Annotated in this window: 24 protein-coding genes; 14 read left to right on the forward strand and 10 right to left on the reverse strand. The window is 43.3% G+C overall.

Features of this window, described 5'->3' with window-relative positions; genetic code table 11:
- Nucleotides 1–4 precede the first annotated feature (4 nt).
- Genes DN53_RS00065 through DN53_RS00095 form a run of 7 tightly spaced genes read left to right on the forward strand, consistent with a single transcriptional unit; the run spans nucleotide 5 to nucleotide 6314 of the window.
- Entirely contained in the window at nucleotides 5–613 is a 609-nt protein-coding gene (locus tag DN53_RS00065) for an NTP transferase domain-containing protein (protein WP_129652353.1), read from the forward strand.
- Nucleotides 603–1670: a HesA/MoeB/ThiF family protein gene (locus DN53_RS00070; RefSeq protein ID WP_129652355.1), complete on the forward strand. Its 1068-nt coding sequence runs from the start codon at nucleotides 603–605 to the stop codon at nucleotides 1668–1670. Before DN53_RS00065 ends, DN53_RS00070 begins: the two co-directional genes overlap by 11 nt.
- Nucleotides 1661–2443, forward strand: a complete 783-nt coding sequence (locus tag DN53_RS00075; protein ID WP_129652357.1) for a sulfite exporter TauE/SafE family protein — start codon at nucleotides 1661–1663, stop codon at nucleotides 2441–2443. Before DN53_RS00070 ends, DN53_RS00075 begins: the two co-directional genes overlap by 10 nt.
- On the forward strand, nucleotides 2440–3639 hold the full coding sequence (locus DN53_RS00080) for a molybdopterin molybdotransferase MoeA (RefSeq protein WP_129652359.1): 1200 nt from the start codon (nucleotides 2440–2442) through the stop codon (nucleotides 3637–3639). Before DN53_RS00075 ends, DN53_RS00080 begins: the two co-directional genes overlap by 4 nt.
- Nucleotides 3636–4634 (forward strand): XdhC family protein, encoded by a 999-nt coding sequence (locus DN53_RS00085; protein WP_129652361.1) that lies wholly within the window; start codon nucleotides 3636–3638, stop codon nucleotides 4632–4634. The genes DN53_RS00080 and DN53_RS00085 overlap by 4 nt, the downstream gene beginning before the upstream one ends.
- A gap of 1 nt (nucleotide 4635) precedes the next feature.
- Complete coding sequence (locus tag DN53_RS00090) at nucleotides 4636–5229, forward strand: nucleotidyltransferase family protein (RefSeq protein WP_129652363.1); 594 nt, start codon at nucleotides 4636–4638, stop codon at nucleotides 5227–5229.
- Nucleotides 5226–6314 (forward strand): amidohydrolase family protein, encoded by a 1089-nt coding sequence (locus tag DN53_RS00095; protein ID WP_129652365.1) that lies wholly within the window; start codon nucleotides 5226–5228, stop codon nucleotides 6312–6314. The genes DN53_RS00090 and DN53_RS00095 overlap by 4 nt, the downstream gene beginning before the upstream one ends.
- A gap of 1 nt (nucleotide 6315) precedes the next feature.
- On the opposite strand, the gene DN53_RS17830 is transcribed toward DN53_RS00095, so the two are convergent.
- From DN53_RS17830 to DN53_RS00110, 4 genes are read right to left on the reverse strand one after another with little or no spacing between them, the layout of a single operon-like run.
- Nucleotides 6316–6459 carry a hypothetical protein gene (locus DN53_RS17830; RefSeq protein WP_165357193.1) on the reverse strand — a complete coding sequence of 48 codons (144 nt, stop codon included), beginning with the start codon at nucleotides 6457–6459 and terminating at the stop codon, nucleotides 6316–6318.
- Between the two features lie 51 nt (nucleotides 6460–6510).
- Complete coding sequence (locus tag DN53_RS00100) at nucleotides 6511–7143, reverse strand: GntR family transcriptional regulator (RefSeq protein ID WP_129652367.1); 633 nt, start codon at nucleotides 7141–7143, stop codon at nucleotides 6511–6513.
- Nucleotides 7144–7200: 57 nt separating this feature from the next.
- Nucleotides 7201–7521, reverse strand: a complete 321-nt coding sequence (locus DN53_RS00105) for an ArsR/SmtB family transcription factor (protein ID WP_129652369.1) — start codon at nucleotides 7519–7521, stop codon at nucleotides 7201–7203.
- Entirely contained in the window at nucleotides 7511–7939 is a 429-nt protein-coding gene (locus tag DN53_RS00110; RefSeq protein WP_129652371.1) for an SRPBCC family protein, read from the reverse strand. Before DN53_RS00110 ends, DN53_RS00105 begins: the two co-directional genes overlap by 11 nt.
- 99 nt (nucleotides 7940–8038) lie before the next feature.
- Between DN53_RS00110 and DN53_RS00115 the strand changes: the two genes are divergently transcribed.
- From DN53_RS00115 to DN53_RS00125, 3 genes are all read left to right on the forward strand, one after another.
- The gene (locus DN53_RS00115) at nucleotides 8039–8455 is read left to right on the forward strand and encodes a DUF3052 domain-containing protein (protein WP_129652373.1); all 417 of its coding nucleotides are present in this window, start codon (nucleotides 8039–8041) and stop codon (nucleotides 8453–8455) included.
- Nucleotides 8456–8555: 100 nt separating this feature from the next.
- On the forward strand, nucleotides 8556–11807 hold the full coding sequence (locus DN53_RS00120) for a VPS10 domain-containing protein (RefSeq protein WP_129652375.1): 3252 nt from the start codon (nucleotides 8556–8558) through the stop codon (nucleotides 11805–11807).
- Between the two features lie 6 nt (nucleotides 11808–11813).
- Nucleotides 11814–12470 carry a class I SAM-dependent methyltransferase gene (locus DN53_RS00125; RefSeq protein ID WP_129652377.1) on the forward strand — a complete coding sequence of 219 codons (657 nt, stop codon included), beginning with the start codon at nucleotides 11814–11816 and terminating at the stop codon, nucleotides 12468–12470.
- 12 nt (nucleotides 12471–12482) lie between these two features.
- Here the strand turns inward: DN53_RS00125 and DN53_RS00130 are convergent, their stop codons facing one another.
- A complete protein-coding gene (locus DN53_RS00130) occupies nucleotides 12483–12959 on the reverse strand; it encodes a hypothetical protein (RefSeq protein WP_129652379.1) in 477 nt (158 codons plus the stop codon).
- Nucleotides 12960–13106: 147 nt separating this feature from the next.
- On the opposite strand from DN53_RS00130, the gene DN53_RS00135 reads away from it, so the two are divergent.
- The 3 genes from DN53_RS00135 (at nucleotide 13107) to DN53_RS00145 (ending at nucleotide 16297) form a co-directional block, all read left to right on the forward strand.
- The gene (locus DN53_RS00135; protein WP_129652381.1) at nucleotides 13107–13892 is read left to right on the forward strand and encodes a hypothetical protein; all 786 of its coding nucleotides are present in this window, start codon (nucleotides 13107–13109) and stop codon (nucleotides 13890–13892) included.
- Between the two features lie 127 nt (nucleotides 13893–14019).
- Nucleotides 14020–15390, forward strand: coding sequence for an aldehyde dehydrogenase (locus DN53_RS00140; protein WP_129652383.1), 1371 nt, complete (start codon nucleotides 14020–14022; stop codon nucleotides 15388–15390).
- Between the two features lie 133 nt (nucleotides 15391–15523).
- Nucleotides 15524–16297 (forward strand): universal stress protein, encoded by a 774-nt coding sequence (locus DN53_RS00145; RefSeq protein WP_129652385.1) that lies wholly within the window; start codon nucleotides 15524–15526, stop codon nucleotides 16295–16297.
- 582 nt (nucleotides 16298–16879) lie between these two features.
- Here the strand turns inward: DN53_RS00145 and DN53_RS00150 are convergent.
- The 4 genes from DN53_RS00150 to DN53_RS00165 all read right to left on the reverse strand — a co-directional run bounded on the left by DN53_RS00150 (nucleotide 16880) and on the right by DN53_RS00165 (nucleotide 21713).
- A complete protein-coding gene (locus DN53_RS00150; protein WP_165357195.1) occupies nucleotides 16880–18844 on the reverse strand; it encodes a hypothetical protein in 1965 nt (654 codons plus the stop codon).
- A gap of 383 nt (nucleotides 18845–19227) precedes the next feature.
- Nucleotides 19228–20895 (reverse strand): phospholipase D-like domain-containing protein, encoded by a 1668-nt coding sequence (locus tag DN53_RS00155; RefSeq protein WP_129652390.1) that lies wholly within the window; start codon nucleotides 20893–20895, stop codon nucleotides 19228–19230.
- 204 nt (nucleotides 20896–21099) lie between these two features.
- On the reverse strand, nucleotides 21100–21480 hold the full coding sequence (locus DN53_RS00160; RefSeq protein WP_129652392.1) for a hypothetical protein: 381 nt from the start codon (nucleotides 21478–21480) through the stop codon (nucleotides 21100–21102).
- A 26-nt stretch (nucleotides 21481–21506) separates the two neighbouring features.
- Complete coding sequence (locus DN53_RS00165) at nucleotides 21507–21713, reverse strand: helix-turn-helix transcriptional regulator (protein ID WP_129652394.1); 207 nt, start codon at nucleotides 21711–21713, stop codon at nucleotides 21507–21509.
- 195 nt (nucleotides 21714–21908) lie between these two features.
- Here DN53_RS00165 and DN53_RS00170 point away from each other — a divergent pair, with 195 nt between their 5' ends.
- Nucleotides 21909–22127, forward strand: a complete 219-nt coding sequence (locus DN53_RS00170; protein WP_129652396.1) for a hypothetical protein — start codon at nucleotides 21909–21911, stop codon at nucleotides 22125–22127.
- Between the two features lie 11 nt (nucleotides 22128–22138).
- Here the strand turns inward: DN53_RS00170 and DN53_RS00175 are convergent, their stop codons facing one another.
- Entirely contained in the window at nucleotides 22139–23806 is a 1668-nt protein-coding gene (locus tag DN53_RS00175; protein WP_129652398.1) for a leucine-rich repeat domain-containing protein, read from the reverse strand.
- Between the last annotated feature and the right edge of the window lie 54 nt (nucleotides 23807–23860).

Raw genomic sequence — 23860 nt, forward strand, 5'->3', positions numbered from 1 at the left:
AACTATGGAAAAAACAGCACCCAAATTATACGGATTGGTCCTCGCGGGAGGAAAAAGTACTCGGATGGGGTCGGATAAAGGCTTGATTACCTACCATGATGTTCCTCAGCAAGAATACCTCTACCAGTTATTGGAGCAACTATGCGATGTGGTTTTCTTGAGCGTTCGTGAAGAACAGGAATCCAGTGTTGACAAAGCCTATAAGACCATTGTGGACAGAAATGAATATCGCGGTCCTTTCAATGGCATTCTAAGCGCACATGCTTCACATCCAAATGTAGCTTGGTTGGTATTGGCCTGCGATCTCCCTCTGTTGGATTTGGAAAGTATAAAACAATTGGTGGAACAAAGGGATTCCGATTCCTCGGCTACTTCCTTTGCCACCAACCAAACAAAGCTTCCCGAGCCTTTGATTACCATTTGGGAACCCGAAGGGCTTCAAAAAGCCATAACCCACTTGGAAACATCGGAAAGTTCCTGTCCCAGAAAATTTCTGCTCAACACAAACACTAAATTGGTCTTCCCCCAACAAGACGAGGTGTTGTACAATGCCAATTCACTATCGGAATACGAGTTTGCGAAATCCAAAATCGCGTTGAACCATGGAGAATAGGTACATCAGACAGACCCAACTGAAGGATTTTGGCGTTGAAGGACAGCAAAAACTCGCCAGCGCAAAAGTCTTGGTCGTTGGATTGGGTGGACTCGGCTTGCCTGCCTTGCAGTACCTCAATGCCATGGGTGTGGGCACTTTGGGATTGATGGATCAAGATGTTGTTGAACTGCATAACCTGCAACGTCAGACCCTCTACACGGAAAAAGATTTGGGAAGGTTGAAACTGGAGGTGACCCATGAAAAATTGAGTGCCCAAAATTCGGGCACGCAATTTATTTCACACGACACATTTTTGACCAAGGATAATGCTCTGGAGGTCATTAAATCGTATGATTTGGTGGTGGATGCCACAGATAATTTCCCAACACGGTATCTCATCAACGACGCCTGTGTAATTTTGGAAAAACCCTTTATCTATGGCGCATTACACAGTTTTGAAGGACATGTGAGCGTATTCAATTACAACAATGGCCCCACCTACCGGTGTTTATATCCGAACATGCCAAGTCCACAAGAAGTGCCCAATTGCAATGAAAATGGAGTTTTGGGGGTAATTCCCGGAATCATTGGCACCCTTCAAGCTCTGGAAGTTGTAAAGGTATTGACCGGAATAGGGGAGGTCTTATCAGGAAAATTATTGCTCTTTGATGGTCTGAGCCAACAATTCACTAAAATTGGTTTTAAGGCCAAACCTGAAAACCATAACATCAAAAAATTACAAGACCAATACGAATCCTTGGATTGCGGTATGGTACCCTCAATATCTGCTAAAGAATTCCAGATTCTGCTAGAATCCCAACAAAGTATCCTTGTATTGGATGTCCGTACTCCTGAGGAGTTTATCGGTCAACATCTAAATGAATCCATCAACATCCCTTTAGGTCAGTTGGAATCGGTATCAGAACACATTGATGGAGCGGAAGAAGTGTATGTCATATGCCAATCAGGAAAACGCAGCGAACAGGCTATACAGGAACTGGAACCCATTTATCCCACCAAAAGATTTTATAACGTTCTAGGAGGTATGAACAAAATGAAGACCCTATGTCCTTAGCTTCCGGAGATTTTATTTTACTGACCCTCGCTTTCTTTGTGGTCGCTACCCTGTATTCCGCTGTTGGCTTTGGGGGTGGCTCCAGCTACTTGGCCATCCTAACCTTGGTCTTGACCAGTTTCTTTGCTATCCGCACAACGGCCTTGTTGTGCAACCTCACCGTGGTTACGGGAAGCTGTTATCTTTATTATAAGAATGGGCATTTACCCTTGAAAAAATTCGTTCCATTTGTGGTCGCCAGTATTCCCATGGCCTTTTTGGGCGCTTCATTCCGGTTGAAGGAGCAAGTTTTCTTCATTTTGTTGGCCTTGGCCTTGATCGTATCAGCCATTGCACTGATTTACCAAACCCTTTCCCTTCGTTCCAATTTCAATGTAAAGGAATATCCAAGCTATGTTTCCTATCTTCTGGGAGCCGGTATTGGTCTTTTATCCGGTTTGGTAGGTATTGGCGGGGGGATATTCTTGGCGCCCGTACTCAACCATATGAAATGGGACAAACCAATTATCATTGCCTCTTTGGCCAGTTTTTTCATCTTGGTCAATTCCGTTTCCGGTATTGGAGGATTGTTTGTTAGTGACTCCTTCGAAATCTTCTGGCCCGAAATATTGGGATTGCTGTTTGCCGTGTTGATGGGCGGACAGTTGGGTGTGCGGCTCAGTATTGGAAAACTATCAGCAAAACGCATTCGAATGTTGACCGGGTTTTTGGTATTATTTGTAGGGATTCGGGTACTGCTTAAAAACGGATTGGAAATAAACCTCTTTTCATGATCGGATTCAACGATGCGCTAAATAAAGTTCTGGAGCATGCACAAGACTATGGGAATGAAATAGTTTCCCTTGACGAGTCCCACGGAAGGGTTTTGGCCGAAACCATTTTGGCCGATAGGGATTTTCCTCCTTTTGACCGATCTACCAAAGATGGGATTGCCATCCGTTTTGACGCGCTAAAATCCCCTGGGCAAGCCTTTGCATCCCAAGGTGTGGCGCAGGCCGGAAGTCCACAAGTAACTTTGGATCACAACGAGCATTGTATCGAGGTGATGACCGGTGCCATAGTTCCCAAGAACACCGACACAGTGATCATGTACGAACACACTTCAAAGTCGGGTGACATATTTACAGTCGAAAAGTCTATTAAAAAAGGACAAAACATACATTATCAAGGCAGTGATATTAACCAAGGTAAAGTTTTACTTCAACCTGGTATTTTCATTACTTCTGCTGAAATCGGGGTGTTGGCCTCGGTGGGGAAAACGCAGGTCTTGGTAAAAAAACTTCCCAGAATCGCGGTCATTTCCACAGGAAATGAACTGGTGAACGTAGAGGAAATCCCGTTACCATTTCAAATTAGAAAATCCAATTCCCATTCCCTTTATGCGCTTTTGGAAACGGAAGGTATCGCTGCGGACCTCCATCACCTTCTGGACGAACCTTCGGCCATTCAGGAAGCATTGGGACGTCTTATCAAAACCTATGATGTCTTGCTCCTCAGTGGAGGCGTTTCCATGGGAAAGTTCGATTTCTTGCCAGAAGCCTTTGCAGCGCTGGGTGTGGAAAAGTCGTTTCATAAAGTATTACAGCGCCCGGGAAAACCATTTTGGTTTGGAAAGCACAGCGAATATAAAACGCTGTTATTTTCGTTTCCCGGAAACCCTGTATCGACCTTTGTCAACTATCATTTGTATTTTAAGGCTTGGCTTAACAAAACTTTGGGTAGGGTAGCACCACAATTTACCGTAATTTTAAGTGACTCCTTTACCAACGAAACAGATTTGACCCTATTCATAGGGGCTAAAATTGATAATAAGGAAGGAAGATTGATGGCCGAGATTCTGTCATCATCCGGTTCTGGAGATTTGGTAGGACTTTCCAAAGTAGATGGATTTGTAACAATTCCTCCAAAGGAAACCCTGCAGAAAGAAGCTAAAGCAATGTTTATACCCACTCGAAATCTTTGGCAATGACACACGAGTTAAAAACTATCATTCAAGACTATCAGGAAAGGGGAGAGACAGCTGTTCTGGCCACCGTGGTCGCTTTGGATGGCTCATCGTATCGTAGACCGGGTGTCCGAATGCTGATTTTTGAAAATGGGGACATGGTTGGCGCTGTGAGTGGTGGATGCGTGGAAAAAGAAGTGCTACGACAAGCCCAAACCGTCTTTACCACAGGAGTATCCCGAGTCATGGTTTATGACGGACGTTACCGCTTAGGTTGCGAGGGTATCCTATATATCTTATTGGAAACCTTTAAACCCAACGAATCTTTTTTGACCCGTTTCTGGAATACCATTGAAAACAGAGAACCCTTCCAAATCAATTCCTACTACCAAAAAGAGCAGAGTGACAATGCCAACTATCATTCCGAGTTCCAGTTTGGGGACGATATGTTCCCTGTGACCGATGAAGTTGGGTCAAAAGAAGGGCTTTCCATTTTTGAACAGAAAATGCAGCCTTGTTTTCAATTGCTGATCATAGGAGCTGAGCATGATGCCGTTCAATTGTGCAAATATGCGGCTCTTACAGGCTGGGAGGTAAGCGTGGTGGTCAACCCGAGGGAAGAAAAATCGGAAAAAGATTTCCCTGGCATCCATAAACTCATTCAGGTGGAGCCTGAAGCATTTCAATATAGTCTAGATCCCCAAACGGCCGTGGTCATTATGACCCATAGTTTTGTCAAGGACCTACAATTCGTGATGGCCCTAAAGGATGAACTTGGCGCTTATATTGGACTATTGGGACCTTTTAAACGAAGGGAAAAACTCTTTGATGAACTCTTGGAACGTTGCCCTGATGTTTCGGAAACGTTTCTGGACCAAATCCATGGGCCTGCCGGTATTGATATCGGTGCAGAAACCCCTCAGGAGATCGTCATCTCCATCTTATCCGAAATCCTATCCGTGATCAACAAAAAGGAGCCACAGCTCCTGAAGGACAAAATGGGAAAAATACATACCTAGCATGACCAATATTTCTATTTTGATATTGGCAGCTGGAGCCTCTTCTCGAATGAAGGGCAAGGCCAAACAATTGCTCCCATGGAAAGACACCACACTCTTGGGACATGCAATGGAACAAGCTAGGGAAGTCTCTGATTCTGTTACTGTGGTACTTGGGGCCCGTGCAGAGCTCATCCAAAACGCTATTCCCGGCACAGTTGAATCCATCCAAAATTCCGACTGGGAATTGGGAATGGGAAGTTCCATCTCCAAAGGTGTACAACATGTTTTGAAAGAGAACCCCTCCGCGGATGGCATATTGATCATGTTGGTGGACCAACCCTTATTGGACGCGGCTTACCTGAACCAACTCAAAAGTGAGTTTGAAAAAGACCTGTCCAAGATTACGGCCACAGCTTACGGGGAGAAAATAGGGGTTCCGGCCATTTTTCCCAAACATCTATTCTTGGAGCTTACCCAACTGAACGGAGATATTGGGGCAAGACAGCTCATTAAAGCCCATGAAACGCAAACTGCGGTCCTTCAACCAGAAGGGCAAGAAATTGATATTGACACCATAGAAACCTATAACCAATTAACCAAAACCACACCATGAAAATCAAAAGCATAGCTTTTTCTCTTACATTCTTTACCGCTCTTTTAACCGTTAATGCGCAAGAAATGGGATTTGAGGAATACAACCCAAAGTCTACTTTGGTGGTTCCTGAACATCCGGTGGAACGAGCCAAATTTACCTTTATCGATGTACATAGCCATCAGTTCCGTATGGAATCACAGGATTTGTCAGCTTTAATAACAGACATGGATCAACTCAATGAGGGTATTATGGTCAATCTGAGCGGAGGGTCAGGAGAAGGATTGAAAGCCAAATTGAAGAATGTAAACCAACACTATCCCAATCGGTTTGCCGTTTTTGCCAACGTGGACTTTAGTGGAGTAGGAACACCCAACTGGGGGGAACGTGCCGCAGCACAATTGGAAGAGGATGTGAAAAGTGGTGCCAAAGGTTTAAAGGTGTACAAAAGTTTAGGGCTGAGAAACAATGATGTGAATGGGCAGCGGATAGCCGTTGATGATCCGCGATTGGACCCCATTTGGGCAAAATGTGCCGAACTGGGCATCCCTGTACTGATTCACTCGGCCGACCCAAAATCGTTCTGGGACCCCATGAACAGCGACAATGAACGGTGGTTGGAGCTGAAGACCCATCCCGGGCGGAAGCGCTCAGCGACAGACCCCGCCCCATGGCAACAGATTATTGATGAACAACATCGAATGTTCAAAAAACATCCGAAAACGAAGTTCATTAATGCACACATGGGATGGTACGCGAATAATTTGGACAAACTGGAGGCCTGCATGGAAGAAATGCCCAATATGTATGTGGGTATTGGAGCCATTATTGCCGAGTTGGGGCGACAACCCAAACGAGCTCGGGCATTTTTTATAAAATACCAAGACCGAATCCTATTCGGAAAGGATAGTTGGAAACCTGAAGAGTTTCCTACCTATTTCAGGGTTTTGGAAACCGCCGATGAGTATTTTCCCTATTACAAAAAATACCATGCTTTTTGGGCGATGTACGGGTTGGACTTACCAGACGAAGTCCTTAAAAAAGTATATTACAAGAATGCATTGAAAGTCATTCCTGGTTTGGACCAATCACTATTCAAAGAATAGTTTATTTTCTAGGGGCACTTTTATTGATGCGAAGTCCCTCAGTATCCAAATCCTGAAAAATTCCACAGGACACTTGTCTTTTGACCAATGTTCTGGACTTTTTACGTTTGGTCAATGCCTCTATTTCCCTATTCAAAAATTGCATCGAAGTTGTTTTTTTGTTTAACGAAATCCAATCAAATTTATTTTCTGGTACTCAAGGGGTTTCCATTTTTTTGGTGATATATTCCAAGGCGCCCATCCAGCTCATTTTCAAAATAAGACAGGCCGTGGGCAGATTATCTTCTTCAATGGCGCGCAGGATTGCCTCGTTCTGCTGTTTCATTCCTGTATAAAAAGAAAGGTCCTTCACCAACCCTTGCTCGTAAAAACGCAACCTGAGTTTTAGGTTGTCCAAGGTTTGCAATAGAATGGTATTGGTACAATTCTGCACCAACAAATCATGAAAGGCAAACCGAAGGTTTAAACATTCCATGGGTTTCTTTTCAATATCGAACAAATGCAACGTTTGCCGTAACGATTCCACGGAGTTCACCGCAAAACTGGAATCTTCCAAGGCCATCACCTCCAGTTGTGCTATGGTCTCATATAGATTCTTGGCTTCATCTTCACTCAATTGGGCAACCACAAAACCTCTATTTCGAACCGCCTTGATCACCCCGGCATAAGCCAATTGACTCAAAGCTTCCCGAATTGGAGTGACACTTATTCCAATTTCCCGGGACAGTTGGGCCAAATTAATAGTTTTACCCACTTCCAATGCTCCATTTTGGATTTGGACAAGGAGGTGATTTTTCACTGTATCCCGAAGGGCACCAATCGGATTCATATCCCTAAAATACAAATCCTTAGCTTAACCTTTCTAAATTCGTCAATGAAGAATCAATTAGTTTTCATCCAAGTAAGTACCTAAATTACCCAAGGCACCATCCCAGAATTTTTCATAGAATTTCATCCACTCTGAAACTTGTTTGAGCGGTTGCACATCGGCCAAACAAAATCGCTCCCTGCCCTTTGTGGTAATATCCACCAAGCCAGCCTCTTCCAAGGTCTTGATATGCTTGGTCACCCCTTGACGGCTCATACTAAACTGACCACAAATCTGTGTAATGGATAGGGCAGAGGATGCAATGACCAAGGCGTGAAATATTTCACGCCTTGTTGGGTCGGCAATGGCCTTGAGGATTTTTGTAATGTTATCTTGCATGTACTTCCTTCATTAAAAATGATTCGAGATCGTTTACACAGTGGTCCCAACCTGAATTGAAACTATTGAAAAAGGTAACCGCAGAACTCTCTGGGTAGTTTGAGATACCGGAATGTTCAAGACATAGCTTTGTCCCGCCATTGATTTCCTGTAGCTCCCAACGAACCACGGTGTCAACATTGGTATCCATCACAACCCATGTGTAGATCAAAATGTAGGGGTCCGCACTTTTCACTTCACCGGTAATTTGGGTACAGTCCGCTTCTCCGCTGGACTGAAAAGTATATTTAAAGCCTTTTTCGGCTTTAAAATCTGTTTTCAGAAACCATTTGGAGATCTCCTCTGCTTTGGTAATGGCATCCCAGACTTTTTGGATGGGATGGGCAAATACATGCTCTTTTTTGATTACATCATTCATATCTATCGTTTTTTGATTATATTCATGCAACTTATTGGTTGCTAATTTACGAAAGTTTTTATATAAAGCAACTTTTTGGTTGCATATTTTGATTATACCATGAATTCATCAGGATACTCAGGAACCCCGCTCGCCAAAAAACTAGGTATTAAAGAAGACTTTTCCGTTTTGGTACTCAAAGCTCCGGAACAATATTGGTCGCTCTTCACTGACCTTCCCGATAACTTGAACATTGAACAGGGCTTTGGAAAGGACAAAATGGATTTCATCCATCTTTTTCTCACTACCCAAGAGGAAATGATTCTACAATCCGAGCGTTGCAAAGAACATCTAAAACTCAACGGTAGTTTGTGGGTGAGTTGGCCCAAGGGAACCTCCAAAATCCAAACGGATCTCAATAGAGAGCGTATTCGCGAGCATTTACTTTCCATCGGTCTGGTGGACACTAAAGTTGCGGCTATCGATGAAGACTGGAGTGGATTGAAATTTGTCTACCGCCTTAAAGATCGTAAATGAAGCTATCTCTACTATAATTCTTATTTTTTCACATTTCTTTTAGAACTGACCTACAGGCTTTTAGTTATATTACACTACTAAACCGACTAAACTGTTACACATGGGACATTACTACAAAGTCTGCGCTCTATTATTTTTATTTATCACCTTAACTTTTACTTCCAAAGCCCAAAAAACCGACCCGTCCCCGTATACCGGACTGGAGTTTCGAAATCTGGGACCTGCACTCACATCGGGCCGTATAGCTGATATCGCCATACATCCCAACAACGAAAATACGTGGTACGTTGCCGTGGGTTCGGGAAATGTGTGGAAGACCGTAAACGCCGGGATCACATGGACCCCAATTTTCGACAAGGAATCCAGTTATTCCATTGGATGCGTTACCATAGACCCCAACAACCCTAGCACGGTTTGGGTGGGTACTGGGGAAAATGTAGGTGGTAGACACGTCGGCTTTGGAGACGGCGTCTATGTGAGCCATGACGAAGGCAAAACATGGACCAATATGGGACTGAAAACTTCAGAACATATTTCCAAAATCATTGTACACCCTGAAAACTCGGATATTGTCTGGGTCGCTGCCCAAGGACCGCTATGGTCAAAAGGAGGGGAGAGGGGCCTCTACAAGACCACGGACGGTGGAAAAACGTGGAACAGAACCCTAGGCGATAGTGAATGGACTGGTGCCACGGACCTTGTCATGGATCCCACCAATCCAGATGTGCTCTATGCTGCCACTTGGGACCGTCACAGAACGGTGGCTGCCTATATGGGTGGTGGCCCCGGGTCAGGGATCCATAAAAGTACCGATGGTGGTGAGACATGGACCCAACTTAAAAGCGGTATTCCCACGTCCCATTTGGGGAAAATTGGTTTGGCCATTTCCCAGTTTGACAATGAAACCATCTATGCGGCCATTGAGTTGGACCGAAAAAAAGGAGGAGTATTCATGTCAGAAAACGGAGGGGCTTCGTGGACCAAACAGTCCGATGCGGTTTCCGGAGGAACGGGACCACATTACTATCAAGAACTCTACACTTCGCCACATCATGAAGGGCGATTGTACCTTATGAGCTATATCGTTTTGATTTCGGATGACCATGGGAAAACATTCCGACCCATGAACGAGGACAAAAAGCATGTGGACAGCCATGCCATTGCCTTTAAACCTTCGGACCCGGATTATGTACTATTCGGAACCGATGGTGGTCTCTATGAATCTTACGATGGCACCCAGACCTGGCGTTTCTTTGCCAACCTGCCCGTGACCCAATACTATAAAATTGCGGTTGATGATGCCAAACCTTTCTACCATATCTTTGGGGGCACCCAAGACAATGGTTCCCACGGTGGGCCTTCGCGTACCAAGAGCAAGGCGGGTATCCTAAATTCGGACTGGTGGATTACCTTGGGCGCCGATGGGCACCAGTCTGCCACGGAACCGGGAAATCCGGACATCACCTATGGTGAATTCCAACAAGGTTGGTTATGGAGAATTGACCAGACCACCGGAGAAATCGTGTTTATACAACCCCAACCCAGAGCTGGGGAGCCCTCTGAGCGTTTCAACTGGGATTCTCCCATTTTGGTGAGCCCACACAAACCTTCGCGTTTGTATTTTGCTTCGTACCGTGTATGGAAATCAGAAAATAGGGGAGATGACTGGACGCCTATTTCAGAGGATTTAACTAGGAACGAAGAGCGGTTACCCTTACCTATCATGGGGCGCCAACAGAGTTGGGACAATCCGTGGGATGTTGGGGCCATGTCCAACTACAATACCATTACCTCTTTGGCTGAATCCCCATTACAAGAAGGCCTAATTTATGCCGGAACCGATGATGGGATACTGCAAGTCACTGAAAATGGAGGTAATTCATGGAAAAAAATCATGCTGGGGAACATCAAAGGGGTTCCCAATAGAGCTTTTGTCAACGACGTCCGTGCCGATTTGCACGACGCCAACACCGTTTATTTGGTACTCGACAATCATAAGGAGGGGGATTTTAAACCTTATCTTTTGAAAAGTACGGACAAAGGAAATACGTGGACCTTCATCAATGGAAACCTGCCCAAACGATTGATCACGTGGCGAATCGTACAAGACCACAAAAAGGAAGGAATGTTGTTTGCCGCCACAGAGTTCGGTATCTATTTTACCAATAACGGTGGAAGCAGTTGGACCAAATTGGATGGGGGAGTGCCTACCATTTCCTTTAGGGACGTCACCATTCAACGCCGGGAAGATGACCTTGTGGGCGGTTCCTTTGGAAGGGGCATCTTTATTTTGGATGATATTTCGCCTTTACGGGATTTTGACCCCTCAGTCAAAGCTCCCACATTGTTCAAAGTAAAACCTGCCTATTGGTATATTGAAAAAGATGAGGTGTATGGTCAAGGGCATTCCGAGTATGCGGCCAAAAATCCAGCTTTCGGGGCAACGTTCACCTATTATTTGCCCGAAAAGCTTAAGTCCTTGAAGGAAATCCGTACCGAAAAGGAAAAAGAACTCAACAAACAAAAGAGCAATGTACCCTTCCCTGGTTGGGATGCATTGGCACAGGAAACCACTCAGGAAGAGCCTGCATTGGTTCTTTTGATCAAAGATAGTTCTGGCAAAATGGTAAATACGGTGTCCGGAACCAACAAAAAAGGGTTTAATCGGGTAGCATGGGACCTTTCCTATGCGTCCAGAGGCGGTATCTCAATGGAACCCCCAAAAAGCAGCGGTGATGAGGATTATTTCGCCGTTCCATACTTAGCTACACCTGGCACTTATTCCGTGGAATTATACCAGCGCATCGACGGAGAACTGAAACCCTTATCCAATCCGCAAACTTTTGAAGTAAAGGCCTTGGAAAAAGGAGCCTTGCCTTCCAAGCCTATCGCAGATATAGATGCCTTTAGAAGCCAATTCCAACAGTTTCAACAAGATCTTATGGCCACCAATACCGTGTTAGGTAAAAGTATCGGTCTAGTAAATGCCATGAAACGCGCCATGGATGAGGCCGTGAGTCCCAATGCAGCATTGTCTTCTAAAATCCATGCAGCCAAAATGCAGTTGCTGGAATTGAATGAACAAATGAATGGAAACCCTGCAAAGAACGAAATAGGGGAAAGCAATCCGCCTACGCCGGGAGATGGCAATTTTGTAGGCATGGTGGCATTGGCGAATACGTATGGCCCAACTGGGAACCACAAAGCCGCCTTGGAAAGAGCTGACGACCAACTACAGGGAATCAAGAAACAATTGTCCACCTTGGCCCAAAATACCTTGCCTTCCTTGGAAGCCGATTTAAAAGCAGCAGGCGCTCCATGGATCGAGGGACAAGGGCTTATAAAAAACTAGTCGAATATGATCATACGATCCACCTGTTCCTTCCTTTTGCTGCTTTTGTTCGCTTTACCCTCAACGTTATGGGGTCAATACACGGAAGCCGATTGGAAGGAACGGGATAAATGGATGAAAACGGAATTCCTACTGGACCTGATGGGGGTGGAGCAAGGGAATAAAGTGGCCGATATAGGATGCCATGAAGGGTATTTGAGCATGCATTTATCCAAAAAAGTAGCTGAAAGCGGTCGAGTGTATGCGGTGGATGTCCGTTCCGATCGATTGGAAAACTTGAGAGAGAATGCCCATAAACGAAGCTTAGGGAACATTGTGACCATTCTTGGGGACTATGACGACCCGAAACTTCCTGAAAGGGAATTGGATATGGTTTTTATTATGGATACCTACCACGAAATGGATGCCCATAAAAAAATACTCCAGCACGTAAAGTCAGCACTAAAACCAGGCGGAAAAGTGATGGTTCTTGAAAAACTCAAGGATTGGGTGCGTGGAAAATCCAGGGAAACACAAGTGGCATCCCATTCACTGTCTGCCGATTATGTCCGGGAAGAACTGAAGCAAGCTGGTTTCACTATCATTTCGGAAATCGAAGATCATGGAAAATGGGAACGTGAAAACGATAAACAAATGTGGGTCATTGTAGCACAAAAGCCTTGATGGACTTATCTATTACTGAGCTCTACGGACATAGACATAACTCTGGATTCCCGGTAAATCATCTCCAATATCCTTGATCAATTGATCTCCATCAATGGTAAGGGTGCCCAAAAGGCTGCTTCCCTGCAAGATAACTTCGGTATCTGAGGAAGACCATGCCCCGGTTGCCGCCACGGAGCCTGAACATTGTGCCACAAACTGCCCATTGGTAATGGCTGTGATGTTAATACCGGTTTGTTCAAAAGTCCATACCATATCCCCATCAATCAATAAGGTTCCCGAAATACAATCCAGTTCATTCATTAAGTTGGTTGAAGAAGTACCATCCATATCAATATCCTGTGCCGAACTAACATCAACCTGGGCCAAGTCCCATATTCCTATCACTTCTAGGTTAGCAGTACCAGTGCCACCACCATCATCGTTGCTACATGAGAACATGAGCATCAATGCTGCAATTCCCAAAAAGGCTTTGTGTATATTTTTCATGAGTTTTTTTAGATTGATTTATCAAAATAACAGATTTCCAGAAAAAATATTTGAATGCTCCCTTACATTTTATCGATCTACACCCAATAAATGTACTAAAGTAGCACCAAGACCGTTTTAGCACCGTAACACCCTAACTTACACGACATGAACAGAACCATACAAAACATTGGAAAAATTGCTTTCATAGGTTTGGCCTTGCTTATTGGACAATCTTGTAGTGATGATGCTAAACCGCCAAGTGACCAAGAACTGACCCAAGTAGAGGTGCAGACCATTTTAACGTCTGACGAATTAACCAGTGTGGCCGATAATGCTTTGGCAGAACTCTTCGCCGATAATGGAGAAACAGCAAAAACAGCAAAAACAAACGAATGTTATAGTGCCGAGTATACCGAAACCGGTTTTACGGCCACTTTCAACAATTGTGTCCTGAACGGAACCGAAAATGTGAACGGAACCGTTGTTGCCACGTATGATACAAGTGGAGAAGCTACCTCATTCAGTGTAGCGTATAACGATTTTTATGTAGGTGACATTAAAATTAATGGAACCAGAAATTTCACGATGAGCGGTGATACCGAAGGAAATTCCATTTCGTTCACGGTAACCAGCAATATCACCATTGAATTGGCCGATGGGAGCAGTATTGTTGAAACCGGCGACAAAACCTTCACATTCAGTTTTGGTGAGACCTTGGACAACTTCACTATTGGAATCTCGGGATCTTGGGCCATACAGGCCAACGGAAATACCTATTCCATTGAGACCGATGGTGTAGAGATCGATGCCCAATGTGGAAACTTCACTACCGGCACCATGATAGTTTCCAAGAATGGTCTTGTAGTGACTGTTGATTTTGGTGATGGCGAATGTGATGACAAAGCCACCGTAATCTACCCTAATGAAGTGACTGAAGAGATAACCTTATAAAGCTCTTCATCAAAAATAGATATCAAGCACCGATTGTATCGGTGCTTTTTTTTGTTCTCAATCCAAAAGAACCTTGAACTTCTAACTCCAGTTTGGTTATATTTAGGGGAATCATTCGGCATACAATATGGTGGAAGACTTGATACAGAAGCAGAACGATTTTTTTGCTTCGCAACAAACAAAGGACATAAACTTCAGGAAGCAATCCCTACAACGGTTGATGCAAGAAATCAAAGATCGTGAAGATGCCATTTGCGACGCGCTCTATGCCGATTTCAAAAAACCTAAGTTTGAAGCTTTGGCCACCGAGACCCAATTGGTGCTGGCCGAGTTGAACTATGCCATTAAAAACATCTCCAAATGGAGTAGCCCAACCCCTGTGGAAACTTCTTGGACCAATTTTCCATCAAAAGATTGGATACAGCCCGAACCGTATGGCAAAGTATTGGTCATTTCGCCATGGAACTATCCTTTTATGCTGGCATTGGCTCCTGTAGTGGGTGCCATAGCCGCTGGAAATACCGTAGTGTTAAAACCTTCCGAGCTGAGCCCAAACACTTCAAAGATCATTGCCGAAATCATTACAAAAGTGTTTCCCCGGGAGCATGTGGGAGTAGTGGAAGGTGGCGTAGAGGTTTCTCAGGAGCTTTTGTCAAAAAAATGGGAGTATATCTTCTTTACAGGGAGTACGCGTGTAGGGCAAATCGTGTATAAAAGCGCTGCCGAACATCTGACTCCCGTTACGTTGGAACTGGGTGGCAAAAACCCTTGCATTGTTGATGAATCGGCCCAAATTAAACTAGCGGCAAAACGTATTGCCTGGGGAAAATTCATCAATGCGGGGCAGACTTGCCTAGCGCCGGATTATATTCTGGTGCATGAAAGCGTAAAAGACCTATTGGTGGAGCAGTTAAAACAGCAAATCCAACAATTTTATGGAGAGAACGTGGAAACTTCCCCAGACTTTGCCCGAATGGCCACGGCAAAGCACTATCAAGAACTCAAGGAAAGCCTAAAAGGGCAGAAATTACTCTTTGGCGGGGAATGTAACGATACGGACCAATATATTTCACCAACTTTGGTGGATGCGCCCGATAGGCAAAGCGCACTGATGACAGGAGAAATTTTTGGTCCTATATTGCCTATCATACCCTATACCACCGAAGCTGACTTGGACCGGTACATTCTGAGTCATGCCGAACCATTGGCGCTATATGTATTTTCCCGAAAGGGTGATTTTCAAAAGAAAATCATGTCCCGATACCGTTTTGGGGGCGGTGCCATAAACGATACCGTCATCCATATCAGCAACAAACAACTTCCTTTCGGTGGGGTAGGGCAATCGGGAATGGGTGGGTACCACGGCAAACACTCCTTCGAGCTGTTTTCCCATCATAAATCCGTTGTTAAACGTTCCAATTGGTTGGATGTGCCCCTTCGATACGCTCCATACAAGATCCCTATTCGTTGGGTCAAGAAAATACGCCACTTGTTCTAGAAGTTTCAATATTCCATAATTCTGACCCCACAACCTTGAGCATCAAACAATTATTGTGCTAACCAAACGTTAAACTATAGAAAGATTTGGGTTTGCGCCGTATATTTATGAAGCACGTCAAATCTTTACGCATATGAGTCCAAAAAGCATCACTGCAAAGTACAGGGTTACTGTTTTGTTGGAAGGATTAAAAAACTCAGAACATATAGTGGCCAATGCTGTTGAAATGGCCAGAACCATTAACGCAACCATTGATGTTCTGCAGGTTAAGCCCGCCATTGATGTGGTAAAGCGGGAAAGTCAGTTTTCCGCCTTGGATACCATATACAAGGACGACCGTAAAACCCGTTCCAAGATGCAGCGTTTGATTCAGGATATTCAGAAAGGGGAGGAGCTGCCCATTAACTATACGTTGGTGTACGGAAATGCAAAGAGTACCATTAAGGAGCATCTTGACCAAGAGCATCCGGACATCGTGGTTTTGGGCAAGCGCAGGTCAATGTTGGGACTTTGGGGCGATGGCCTTGCTGATTTTGTGGTATCGGAGGCCAATACCAATGTGTTGGTTATGGATGAGGACCATAAATTCCACACGTTCAAAGATTTAAATTTGGGCTTTTTGGGAGATGAGGTACAGAATAAAGGGTTGGAAATCATTAATGATTTAAAACGTGAGAGTGAAAAACCAATGCGCTTGTTTCGTATAAAAAGGCATGATACCGCCCATCAACCGCAAAGTTCATGGCAAAAAACGGTTTCCTATGAATTTACCGAAGGTTCCAATGCTATGGATGGTCTGGTGAGTTACGTCTCACGAACCAATACCGAATTACTGTGCGTGCCCAACAAGGCACATGCCAAACAGTTGGTGCGAAAATCCAATGTGCCGATATTTGTGATGGCATAAGCTAATCACATGAACGATTTTAATATTCCCTTGCTGCTTTGGCAGATTTTTTTGATTTCACTTTCCGTGACATTAGGATATTTGGTGTATAGATTGCTTAAAAAATTCTTAGACCATTGTCCCGTAAAAAGTGCTGGAAGATAAAGAGGGGGATTGTTTTAGGTGTTTCGAACATTTTATTTTACATAATGTAGATTATAGTACAAATGTCGCCGTATTGCATTTTAAGGGTTTCGCCATTGGTAAGCTATAATTTTCCATTATGTAAAATAGCCCTCATGTGAGCGTTATTTATTGAAATTTTCAACGGGGTCATTAATATTTATAATCGGTGTGCTGCGCACCCTTTGTTCTCATTTGTACCATAATTGGTCGTTATATTTAATTGCCGCGCGCAAACGCTCGATTGTTTTGTAAACAAAAATGTGGATTACATTTTTCTCTACACACAATTTGCCCACGCTTGCCCCGCCAAAAGCAAAAATTTTCTGCCCCAATAGAACTATTTTCTTAGCTTGAAGATTTTAGAAGAAAACGACTAGGCGCAATTGTTAAACTCTTTTTGATTGCTAAAAGTACTGATCAATTTTCCCCCAATGTTCTACATTCTGAATACGATTTATCCCCTTGGTCGGCGATACCGTCATTACAATTTACAGAAGGTCGGGTGCCATTCTTACAGCCTGATGAAAACCACCAACCATCTATAAGATGGTCTGCAAACCAAAATGAGATTTGGTTTCCTTGCCCATTGGTATCTTGATTGACATTGAGAATGTTCACCCTAAAATGTCCACCTGATTCTGGAGCCGCAATCCATAACTTGTCCCCTGGGGCCACTACCGCCCGTTCTATGTAAGTGCCGGTATTTAGGTCTAAAATTTTTTGGCCCCGTATCGTAAACTCGAGGTATTTACCCCTTAAATCCTTACAATTGCCATCGTTTGAATTGTAAAGTGTGCCTTTGGCCCATCCTAATGGCACTTGATTCTCTGGCATGGTCGTGTTTTCGGCGGTGGAAGCATTGGACCCATTAAATTGACTTTGGGCTTCTTCGCGGACAAATTTGCCCTCGTCATAAACATAACGAAGCTTTAGTATTTTACCGGCCTCTAAAATAATGGCGTTTTCCGCGATTCCTTTTAGGCCATGATCTAAGTTTAAACCAATAGGTGTCCCTGAAGGTAAATCCAAAAGTATCTTATCAAACCTGGTTCCTTTGGCAATTTGCGTTCCATTCTTGTCTGTAAATTTATACGCAAAATTTAATGGTTGTCCTTCCTTTGTTACCAGCTCCAACTCAACCCTTCCATAGGGATTAATTGTAATTTCAGTGTTCTCTTGTCCGGATATCTTAATATTTTCAACAAAGGTTCTTGCTAGAAAAACATTATCTACCGTGCTACTCTCTTTTATATCAATGATATAAGTACCCGGAAATAGATTGAACTTTCCATCCTCTTGGGGAATCCCTCCCTGCATATTCAATTTGGCGTTTTTCTCGCTAAATATGCTGAAGAGTGATTTAATTTCCTTGCCAATACCATCATTGATCCGAAAGGTATATGATGGAGGTTTGGCCAACTCACATGGCTTTATACCTTCCCAAGTGTTAGGTAGGGTTTTCGTTGTAGTTCTCAAAACTTCACTATAATATTTCAAAGCAGCTCCAAAGGTATCTGCATCAATTTGGGTTTTTGTTCTGGGATTGCGTTTCAATGTGCCTCCACAATCTAAGTTTAGATGATAAACCCCCTCTTCGCGATTCTTTACAAGCGCTGAAACTTGGGATAAAAGGTCCAATAAACTTAGCTTTGCCTTGTACGTTTGATAATGTTGCGACTGCACTTTTTGATTAGGACTGAGTACTTTATCCAATTCGTCTATATGTTGCTTCATTAGTTTATTGTCATAGCTGACATACAGATTTACCAGTTGCACAACCGCCGCTGCAATGTTGGCCTTTCGTAGACGCTTTAATTTCCCAATCTCATCAAGTGTGGTGCCGACCAACCCATCAACGTTCTTGTATAACGCAATGCTTTCATTTACCAACTCCAAATTGGATTTCAATCCGGAATAAATGGCATTCCATTCGTCAGAGGATAATTCACCTATGGCAGATTTACTACCATCAACTGTAAGGGTCTTTACAATAATGTTCAGGGAGGCCAATACGCCATCCAACACGTTGGTCAACGCGGTCATTTGAGAAATGGTCTCCTTTGATTGTAATCCAGAAGCAGACTGAAATGCATTCATAAGAGAAGCCAAATCCAAAACGGAAGATGAAAAATTGGTCCATGCATCCCGAAACCTAAGATTGGTAATAAGTCCCCATTTCAAGGTTTCATTTTTATAGGTCTGGTCCAGATACAAAAGCCATTGGTTCCGTGAAACGGCAGCACTTGCATGTAGTGCGTCATAATAAAGATGGATATCGGTTTGTAAATTATAAAGAGTAGTGTGATAAGACTTGATTTTTTCACATTGAACGTTTATACAGTCGCGATTTAGAACCGGTGCATTTTTTAAATGACCTAGCATAGTTTGCAATTCACTTGGTTGAAGATAAAAACGTTGATCTAATGCTACAGTGTCATTGAGTTTTCTAAGGTGATCGGTCTTTTGAGCTTTTAATGGCAAGAAAAAAAGTAAATTAAAGAGCAAATAAAAGGGCCTTTTTGACATGGCTATCATGGTTAAAAGATTATCTATTAATGACTATTGAATAGATTTAAGTTCAGGTCCTCTTAGAGGGGGCAACCCAGAAGATTTGAAATCGCCCTTTTAATGTAGTTACTTTTTTGAAATTTACACAATTAAAGTACTGAAATTCAAGTAAATCATATACTATATTACGTCCCTTCCCTCCTATTTTCAATCGAAAAAAACAGGAATTCCAGATTGAATGTGTTTTACTGGATACATCATTCATTCAACCTAGCAAAAAACCGCCTTCGGATAGATCTTGGGGTTTCCCCAAAATAATCTTGCCACCAATTGCCCGTACCCAAAGGTCTGGGTGGGTCGTCCGGTTTACGCCATGCCAAAGATTCCCTAAAAGCATGGTGGGTATGCAAACGCATAAATTCTCCCAGATACATATCGGCCACCCGGGTATTGCCCTTGACCACTACCATGTTTTCATCGTTTTTGATGGTCGAGGCCTCACTAAAATTTGCAGAACCCGCCACTACAATGGGAGAATCCGACAAGGGGTCTATCAGCATAAACTTGTTGTGCACGTAACGCACGTGGAAATTCAATGTGGTCAATTTCTCCTTGAGCCAACCATCAATTTTATGGGTTCGGACAAAATTGCCCACGGCAAACACATTTTCCTTTTTGTTTCTGAGTAGCTGCATCTTCTGCTCTTCGGCAGCTTTGTCTGCTGGGTCCCGGAAACCCCGGGTGAGTTTGTCCAACAAGGCGACCCTGAACGGTGCCTGTCCATTTTCGTAAACATCCTTGAACACATCGTTCATCCCAAAAGCAAACGTCATAAAAAGTCCTTCTTGGGCATTTTTGGCCAATTGTGCGTACCAATCCAACGCATCAATAGTTTTTCTGGGACTGAACATCACATGGGTGCCGTCAGTCAGGTTATTGACAGGAAGTGGTGAAAGGGCCTCCACCCGTTGTTTAAGGGTGCTGCTCTTTTCCGGTTTTTCCACCAGGGCATCCCAATACAGTTTAAATTTTTGTGCCACGGCCTCATCCTCTACCACATGGGCCACATTGGAATGTCCATAAATGCCCCCTTCCGAAAAATTGGTGCCTCCGGTCCAGACCGATTTCGCCACGCCGTTGGTCACTTTTACGATAAACTTGTTATGGGAGATATAGGATTTTGGACTGGTCCTTTCAAACGCGAAGGGATGGGTGTCCAACCCAAAAGTGACCATGGCCTCTTGGTTTTTAATTTTTGGGCTGTCCTTGCGGGCATCGTACACAAATTTTACCACTACTCCCCTATCAATGGCGTTTTTGATGAGCAACAACACCTTGTCATAATAAAATTCGTAGGCAGCAATATACAGCTCGTCCGTTCCGGGCGTACAACTGTTGATGTAGCTCTCCAAGGCCTCGTACAACCCTCGCGACAGCCACTCAAAAGCTTTGTCGTTGGGCACATCTTCCGGTCTTTGGTCCCCAAAACGGCGCACGTATTCCTGTGAGGCTGCGATACCCCTGTTGAAATAGACATCCTGATTGCCATTTTCGGGGCTCTCGGTGGTAATGTCCACAGAAACGGAACTAAACTCCTGCAGATGGGCCGGGGTACCTTTCAAGGCCGTGACCGTGTAGGTATAGGTAAGTCCCGGTTTGGCCGAATAATCGGACCATTGGAACCCCTGTATGGGCTGTTTGCTGGTCTCGTACATGGATCCCGGTGGAAATCCCGGGTCGGTCTCGGGAAAGACCTTCATGCCCTTTAAATAAAAGGCTTCGTTCTCCGAAGGGCTCTCGCGGTGTATGGAGAAGCCCATAAGCCCACCGCACTGGTTCTGGGGCAAGTGCCACCCCATCATCACCACATAGGTGCCCGATATCACGTTCAGTGTAAAGCCGTTGTTGGTGCCCGATTTTCTCATGACGGTTGTTTTTTGATGACCAAATAGATGTTCGGGGGAAAATCAAGAAGGCTATCCTGACCCTTTAAAGATAAAAAATGTTTGCCGGAACGGATTGCTGAAAAACCGTAGAAATGTTGGGGGTTTTTATCAAATATATGCTCTTTGTAAATCTTAACTATCAGGACTTTAGAGTACTTAAGCTTTTCTTTTTATATACTTGCTTTAATCTTTATGTGCTATTGAATTCCTGATGTTATTTCTTTCAAGGGAAAAACCCTCCCTTTCAGAGTCTAGATAATCGATTAATTGAAATATCCGCTTTTCGAGTTGTCTATTTGACTCCTTTTTTTCTATCACGAATTTCTCATATGAGAATTGTACAAATTGATCCAGAGTCTTTTTGTCGATTTCATCTAACTTGGGTGACAAATTCCCCCATGACATATTTATCATATCATCAAAAGTTAGGCTCCCTTGAGATTTGAGCAATTTATTTAGTTTTTTCTTGCTCAACTCTTCAACCCCATTTCCTTCAAAAAGCCGTTGTAGAAACTCCGAGAAATATTCAACTAAAACTCCTATTCCCCTTGCACTTCCTGACATTTGAACTGACGCTATGTTGATTATGATTATTCTTTAGTGGAAACCAATAACTCCCGAATATCCACATCCAAGATTTCAGCAATCTTCTTCAAATCTTTTAAATGCGGTTGGGATTTGTTGTTGCAGATGGCTGTTATCGAAGTTGTACTTTTTCCAAGTTCCTCTGCAAGCCAAACTTGAGATTTTCCTTGAATTACCAATACTTCTTTTATTCTGTTAATTCTATCTGCCATAATGCTTCTTAGATACTACAATATATAATTCAAACTTGTTAAAATATAACCAGAACTTCCATTAATGCAACAAGGACTTTGAAGTTTGAATATTTTTATATAAGTTTATATTAACTTTATTTAAGTTTTATTTATATAAATAAAATCTAAACTTAATCTTTGGTTGTTGATAACTTTATTCCAATACATGGTGCCATGAATCCTAAAGAACTTGACCTACACCCCCTCCTCGCCTACTTTGAAGAATGCCACGAGGGCAATCTGCTTTCCTTTGCCCAATGGCTGGACAAGGCCGTTTACATGTTCCACTACCTGCCCATGGATGCCTTTTCAGAATTGGAACGGCAGAACACCTGCCATGTTCTTATGGAACTCAAAGAAGCTGTTTTAAAAATCCATGGTGGGCAATGGTAAATTACTTGCGCCTAGGGGTTCCAGAATACCCAGTTATAGTCCAAAACCAGTTCGTTGATCTTCTCCAAAGTAGTGTTGTCCAAGCCATCCGATCCCGGATTGTTGGCGTAACTGACATACCCGTTCATTACGGAGTTCAGAACGGTTTGGTCATAAACATGCGATATAAGCTGGTCCAATTCTGCGCCACTCAATTGATTGTTCTCAACTTCCAAATCAAATATTAGCGGGTTTGAACTTATATCAAGGGTACTCATGGTATTGTCCGCAATGATCAAACGTTCCAATTCTTCATTTGCAGATACGTTTATTTCTGTAAGCCCATTACCATTAATGTACAAATCCTTTAACCTTAGGTTGTTTGATAGATCTATGGTGCTCAGTTGGTTCGTGTAAAGATCTATTCGGATCAGGTTGATATTATTTGAAAGGTCTATACTGCTAAGACCGTTACCGCCCACATTGATTTCAAATAACTCTAGATTTGACGAAACATCAATGGTTCCTATTGTATTGTCCGCGACATCCAATCGTTCCAATTCCAAATTATTGGACAGATCTATGCTGCCCAGATTATTTTCCCGGGCCAGAATCACTTTCAATGTAGAATTACCGGAAACATCCAATGCTGAAATTTGATTGCCGTCTACCCATAGGAATTCCAGATTCGGGTTCTGTGATACATCCAACCCGGTCAACTGATTATAACGCAACCAAACAGTTTTCAGGTTTGGGTTGTTGGTGAAATCCAAACTGGTTACTTGATTGTATCCAAGCCCGAGGAATTCCAGAGCTTGATTGCCCGAGGTATTGAGGCCCGTTAATTTACCTTGGTACAGTTGACATGATTTGAGCAACGTTAACTTCTCCAGGTCTATTGCGGTAAGATGACTTTCATAATCGTCATCCTGACTTCCGCCAAAATCTATGAGTTCAATGGCCTCAATAGCACCACTAATGGTGATGGTATATTCCCCATTCTGGGCATACTCATGTGAAATGCTGTTTTCAAGTCCCGAGTTTACCGTGGTGGATACATACTCATCCACGGTTCCATCTCCCCAATCGATTTGATAGGTGGACCCCGAAATTGACTTTAAGTTCAGTATTTTGGTGGTAGTATATTCGGAATCATCCACGGTCAAGTTAAAGAAATCATTGTTTAGAGGGAATATCAAACCTAACCCTGTATATCCAAAATTTATTGAGGAATACCCCGCGGCTTCTATATTCTCCGTTGTGGTTTCACTGGTTTTGTCCTGCGTGACGGCAAAATCAAACGGCAAGGGATTGTTTGCAAATTCGGCCATTACCGAGCTTTCCCTGGGAGCCAATGAAATCACCATATCATTTTCATCGGTTACAATAAATTCAATTAAGGAGTATATGCCTTCCGTTAAAGAGATGTCAGAAGTAATATAACTATCACCCTCTTTGACCAAGGCGATCTTTTCCCTGATCAGAATGGGAGTTCCTGAACTATTGTTTATACTGACGATGGCAAAGGCCGGCTCAAGGTCCTTTTGTCCAATTTCCTGTGCGGTTTTAGCAGAAACTTCATTTAAATTGATGCGAAACACCTGCTTGCCTTTTGCTTCAACAGGAGGGGTATCTTCACTTTCGGAAGAACAAGAAATAACACATAGCGAAACAAAAAGGAAAATGAATATTCTCTTCATAAGATATTTTAGTTTGTACTTACTGAAACCATAACGCAAAACCTGGACAATGCG

This window comes from Flagellimonas olearia (genome assembly GCF_004150225.1).
In the GTDB taxonomy this organism is placed as follows: Bacteria; Bacteroidota; Bacteroidia; order Flavobacteriales; family Flavobacteriaceae; genus Flagellimonas; species Flagellimonas olearia.

Coding starts and splice junctions, on each gene's coding strand:
- DN53_RS00065 (WP_129652353.1), top strand. CDS start 5: ATGGAAAAAACAGCACCCAAATTATACGGATTGGTCCTCGCGGGAGGA.
- DN53_RS00070 (WP_129652355.1), top strand. CDS start 603: ATGGAGAATAGGTACATCAGACAGACCCAACTGAAGGATTTTGGCGTT.
- DN53_RS00075 (WP_129652357.1), top strand. CDS start 1,661: ATGTCCTTAGCTTCCGGAGATTTTATTTTACTGACCCTCGCTTTCTTT.
- DN53_RS00080 (WP_129652359.1), top strand. CDS start 2,440: ATGATCGGATTCAACGATGCGCTAAATAAAGTTCTGGAGCATGCACAA.
- DN53_RS00085 (WP_129652361.1), top strand. CDS start 3,636: ATGACACACGAGTTAAAAACTATCATTCAAGACTATCAGGAAAGGGGA.
- DN53_RS00090 (WP_129652363.1), top strand. CDS start 4,636: ATGACCAATATTTCTATTTTGATATTGGCAGCTGGAGCCTCTTCTCGA.
- DN53_RS00095 (WP_129652365.1), top strand. CDS start 5,226: ATGAAAATCAAAAGCATAGCTTTTTCTCTTACATTCTTTACCGCTCTT.
- DN53_RS17830 (WP_165357193.1), bottom strand. CDS start 6,459: ATGCAATTTTTGAATAGGGAAATAGAGGCATTGACCAAACGTAAAAAG.
- DN53_RS00100 (WP_129652367.1), bottom strand. CDS start 7,143: ATGAATCCGATTGGTGCCCTTCGGGATACAGTGAAAAATCACCTCCTT.
- DN53_RS00105 (WP_129652369.1), bottom strand. CDS start 7,521: ATGCAAGATAACATTACAAAAATCCTCAAGGCCATTGCCGACCCAACA.
- DN53_RS00110 (WP_129652371.1), bottom strand. CDS start 7,939: ATGAATGATGTAATCAAAAAAGAGCATGTATTTGCCCATCCCATCCAA.
- DN53_RS00115 (WP_129652373.1), top strand. CDS start 8,039: ATGAATTCATCAGGATACTCAGGAACCCCGCTCGCCAAAAAACTAGGT.
- DN53_RS00120 (WP_129652375.1), top strand. CDS start 8,556: ATGGGACATTACTACAAAGTCTGCGCTCTATTATTTTTATTTATCACC.
- DN53_RS00125 (WP_129652377.1), top strand. CDS start 11,814: ATGATCATACGATCCACCTGTTCCTTCCTTTTGCTGCTTTTGTTCGCT.
- DN53_RS00130 (WP_129652379.1), bottom strand. CDS start 12,959: ATGAAAAATATACACAAAGCCTTTTTGGGAATTGCAGCATTGATGCTC.
- DN53_RS00135 (WP_129652381.1), top strand. CDS start 13,107: ATGAACAGAACCATACAAAACATTGGAAAAATTGCTTTCATAGGTTTG.
- DN53_RS00140 (WP_129652383.1), top strand. CDS start 14,020: ATGGTGGAAGACTTGATACAGAAGCAGAACGATTTTTTTGCTTCGCAA.
- DN53_RS00145 (WP_129652385.1), top strand. CDS start 15,524: ATGAGTCCAAAAAGCATCACTGCAAAGTACAGGGTTACTGTTTTGTTG.
- DN53_RS00150 (WP_165357195.1), bottom strand. CDS start 18,844: ATGCTAGGTCATTTAAAAAATGCACCGGTTCTAAATCGCGACTGTATA.
- DN53_RS00155 (WP_129652390.1), bottom strand. CDS start 20,895: ATGAGAAAATCGGGCACCAACAACGGCTTTACACTGAACGTGATATCG.
- DN53_RS00160 (WP_129652392.1), bottom strand. CDS start 21,480: ATGTCAGGAAGTGCAAGGGGAATAGGAGTTTTAGTTGAATATTTCTCG.
- DN53_RS00165 (WP_129652394.1), bottom strand. CDS start 21,713: ATGGCAGATAGAATTAACAGAATAAAAGAAGTATTGGTAATTCAAGGA.
- DN53_RS00170 (WP_129652396.1), top strand. CDS start 21,909: ATGAATCCTAAAGAACTTGACCTACACCCCCTCCTCGCCTACTTTGAA.
- DN53_RS00175 (WP_129652398.1), bottom strand. CDS start 23,806: ATGAAGAGAATATTCATTTTCCTTTTTGTTTCGCTATGTGTTATTTCT.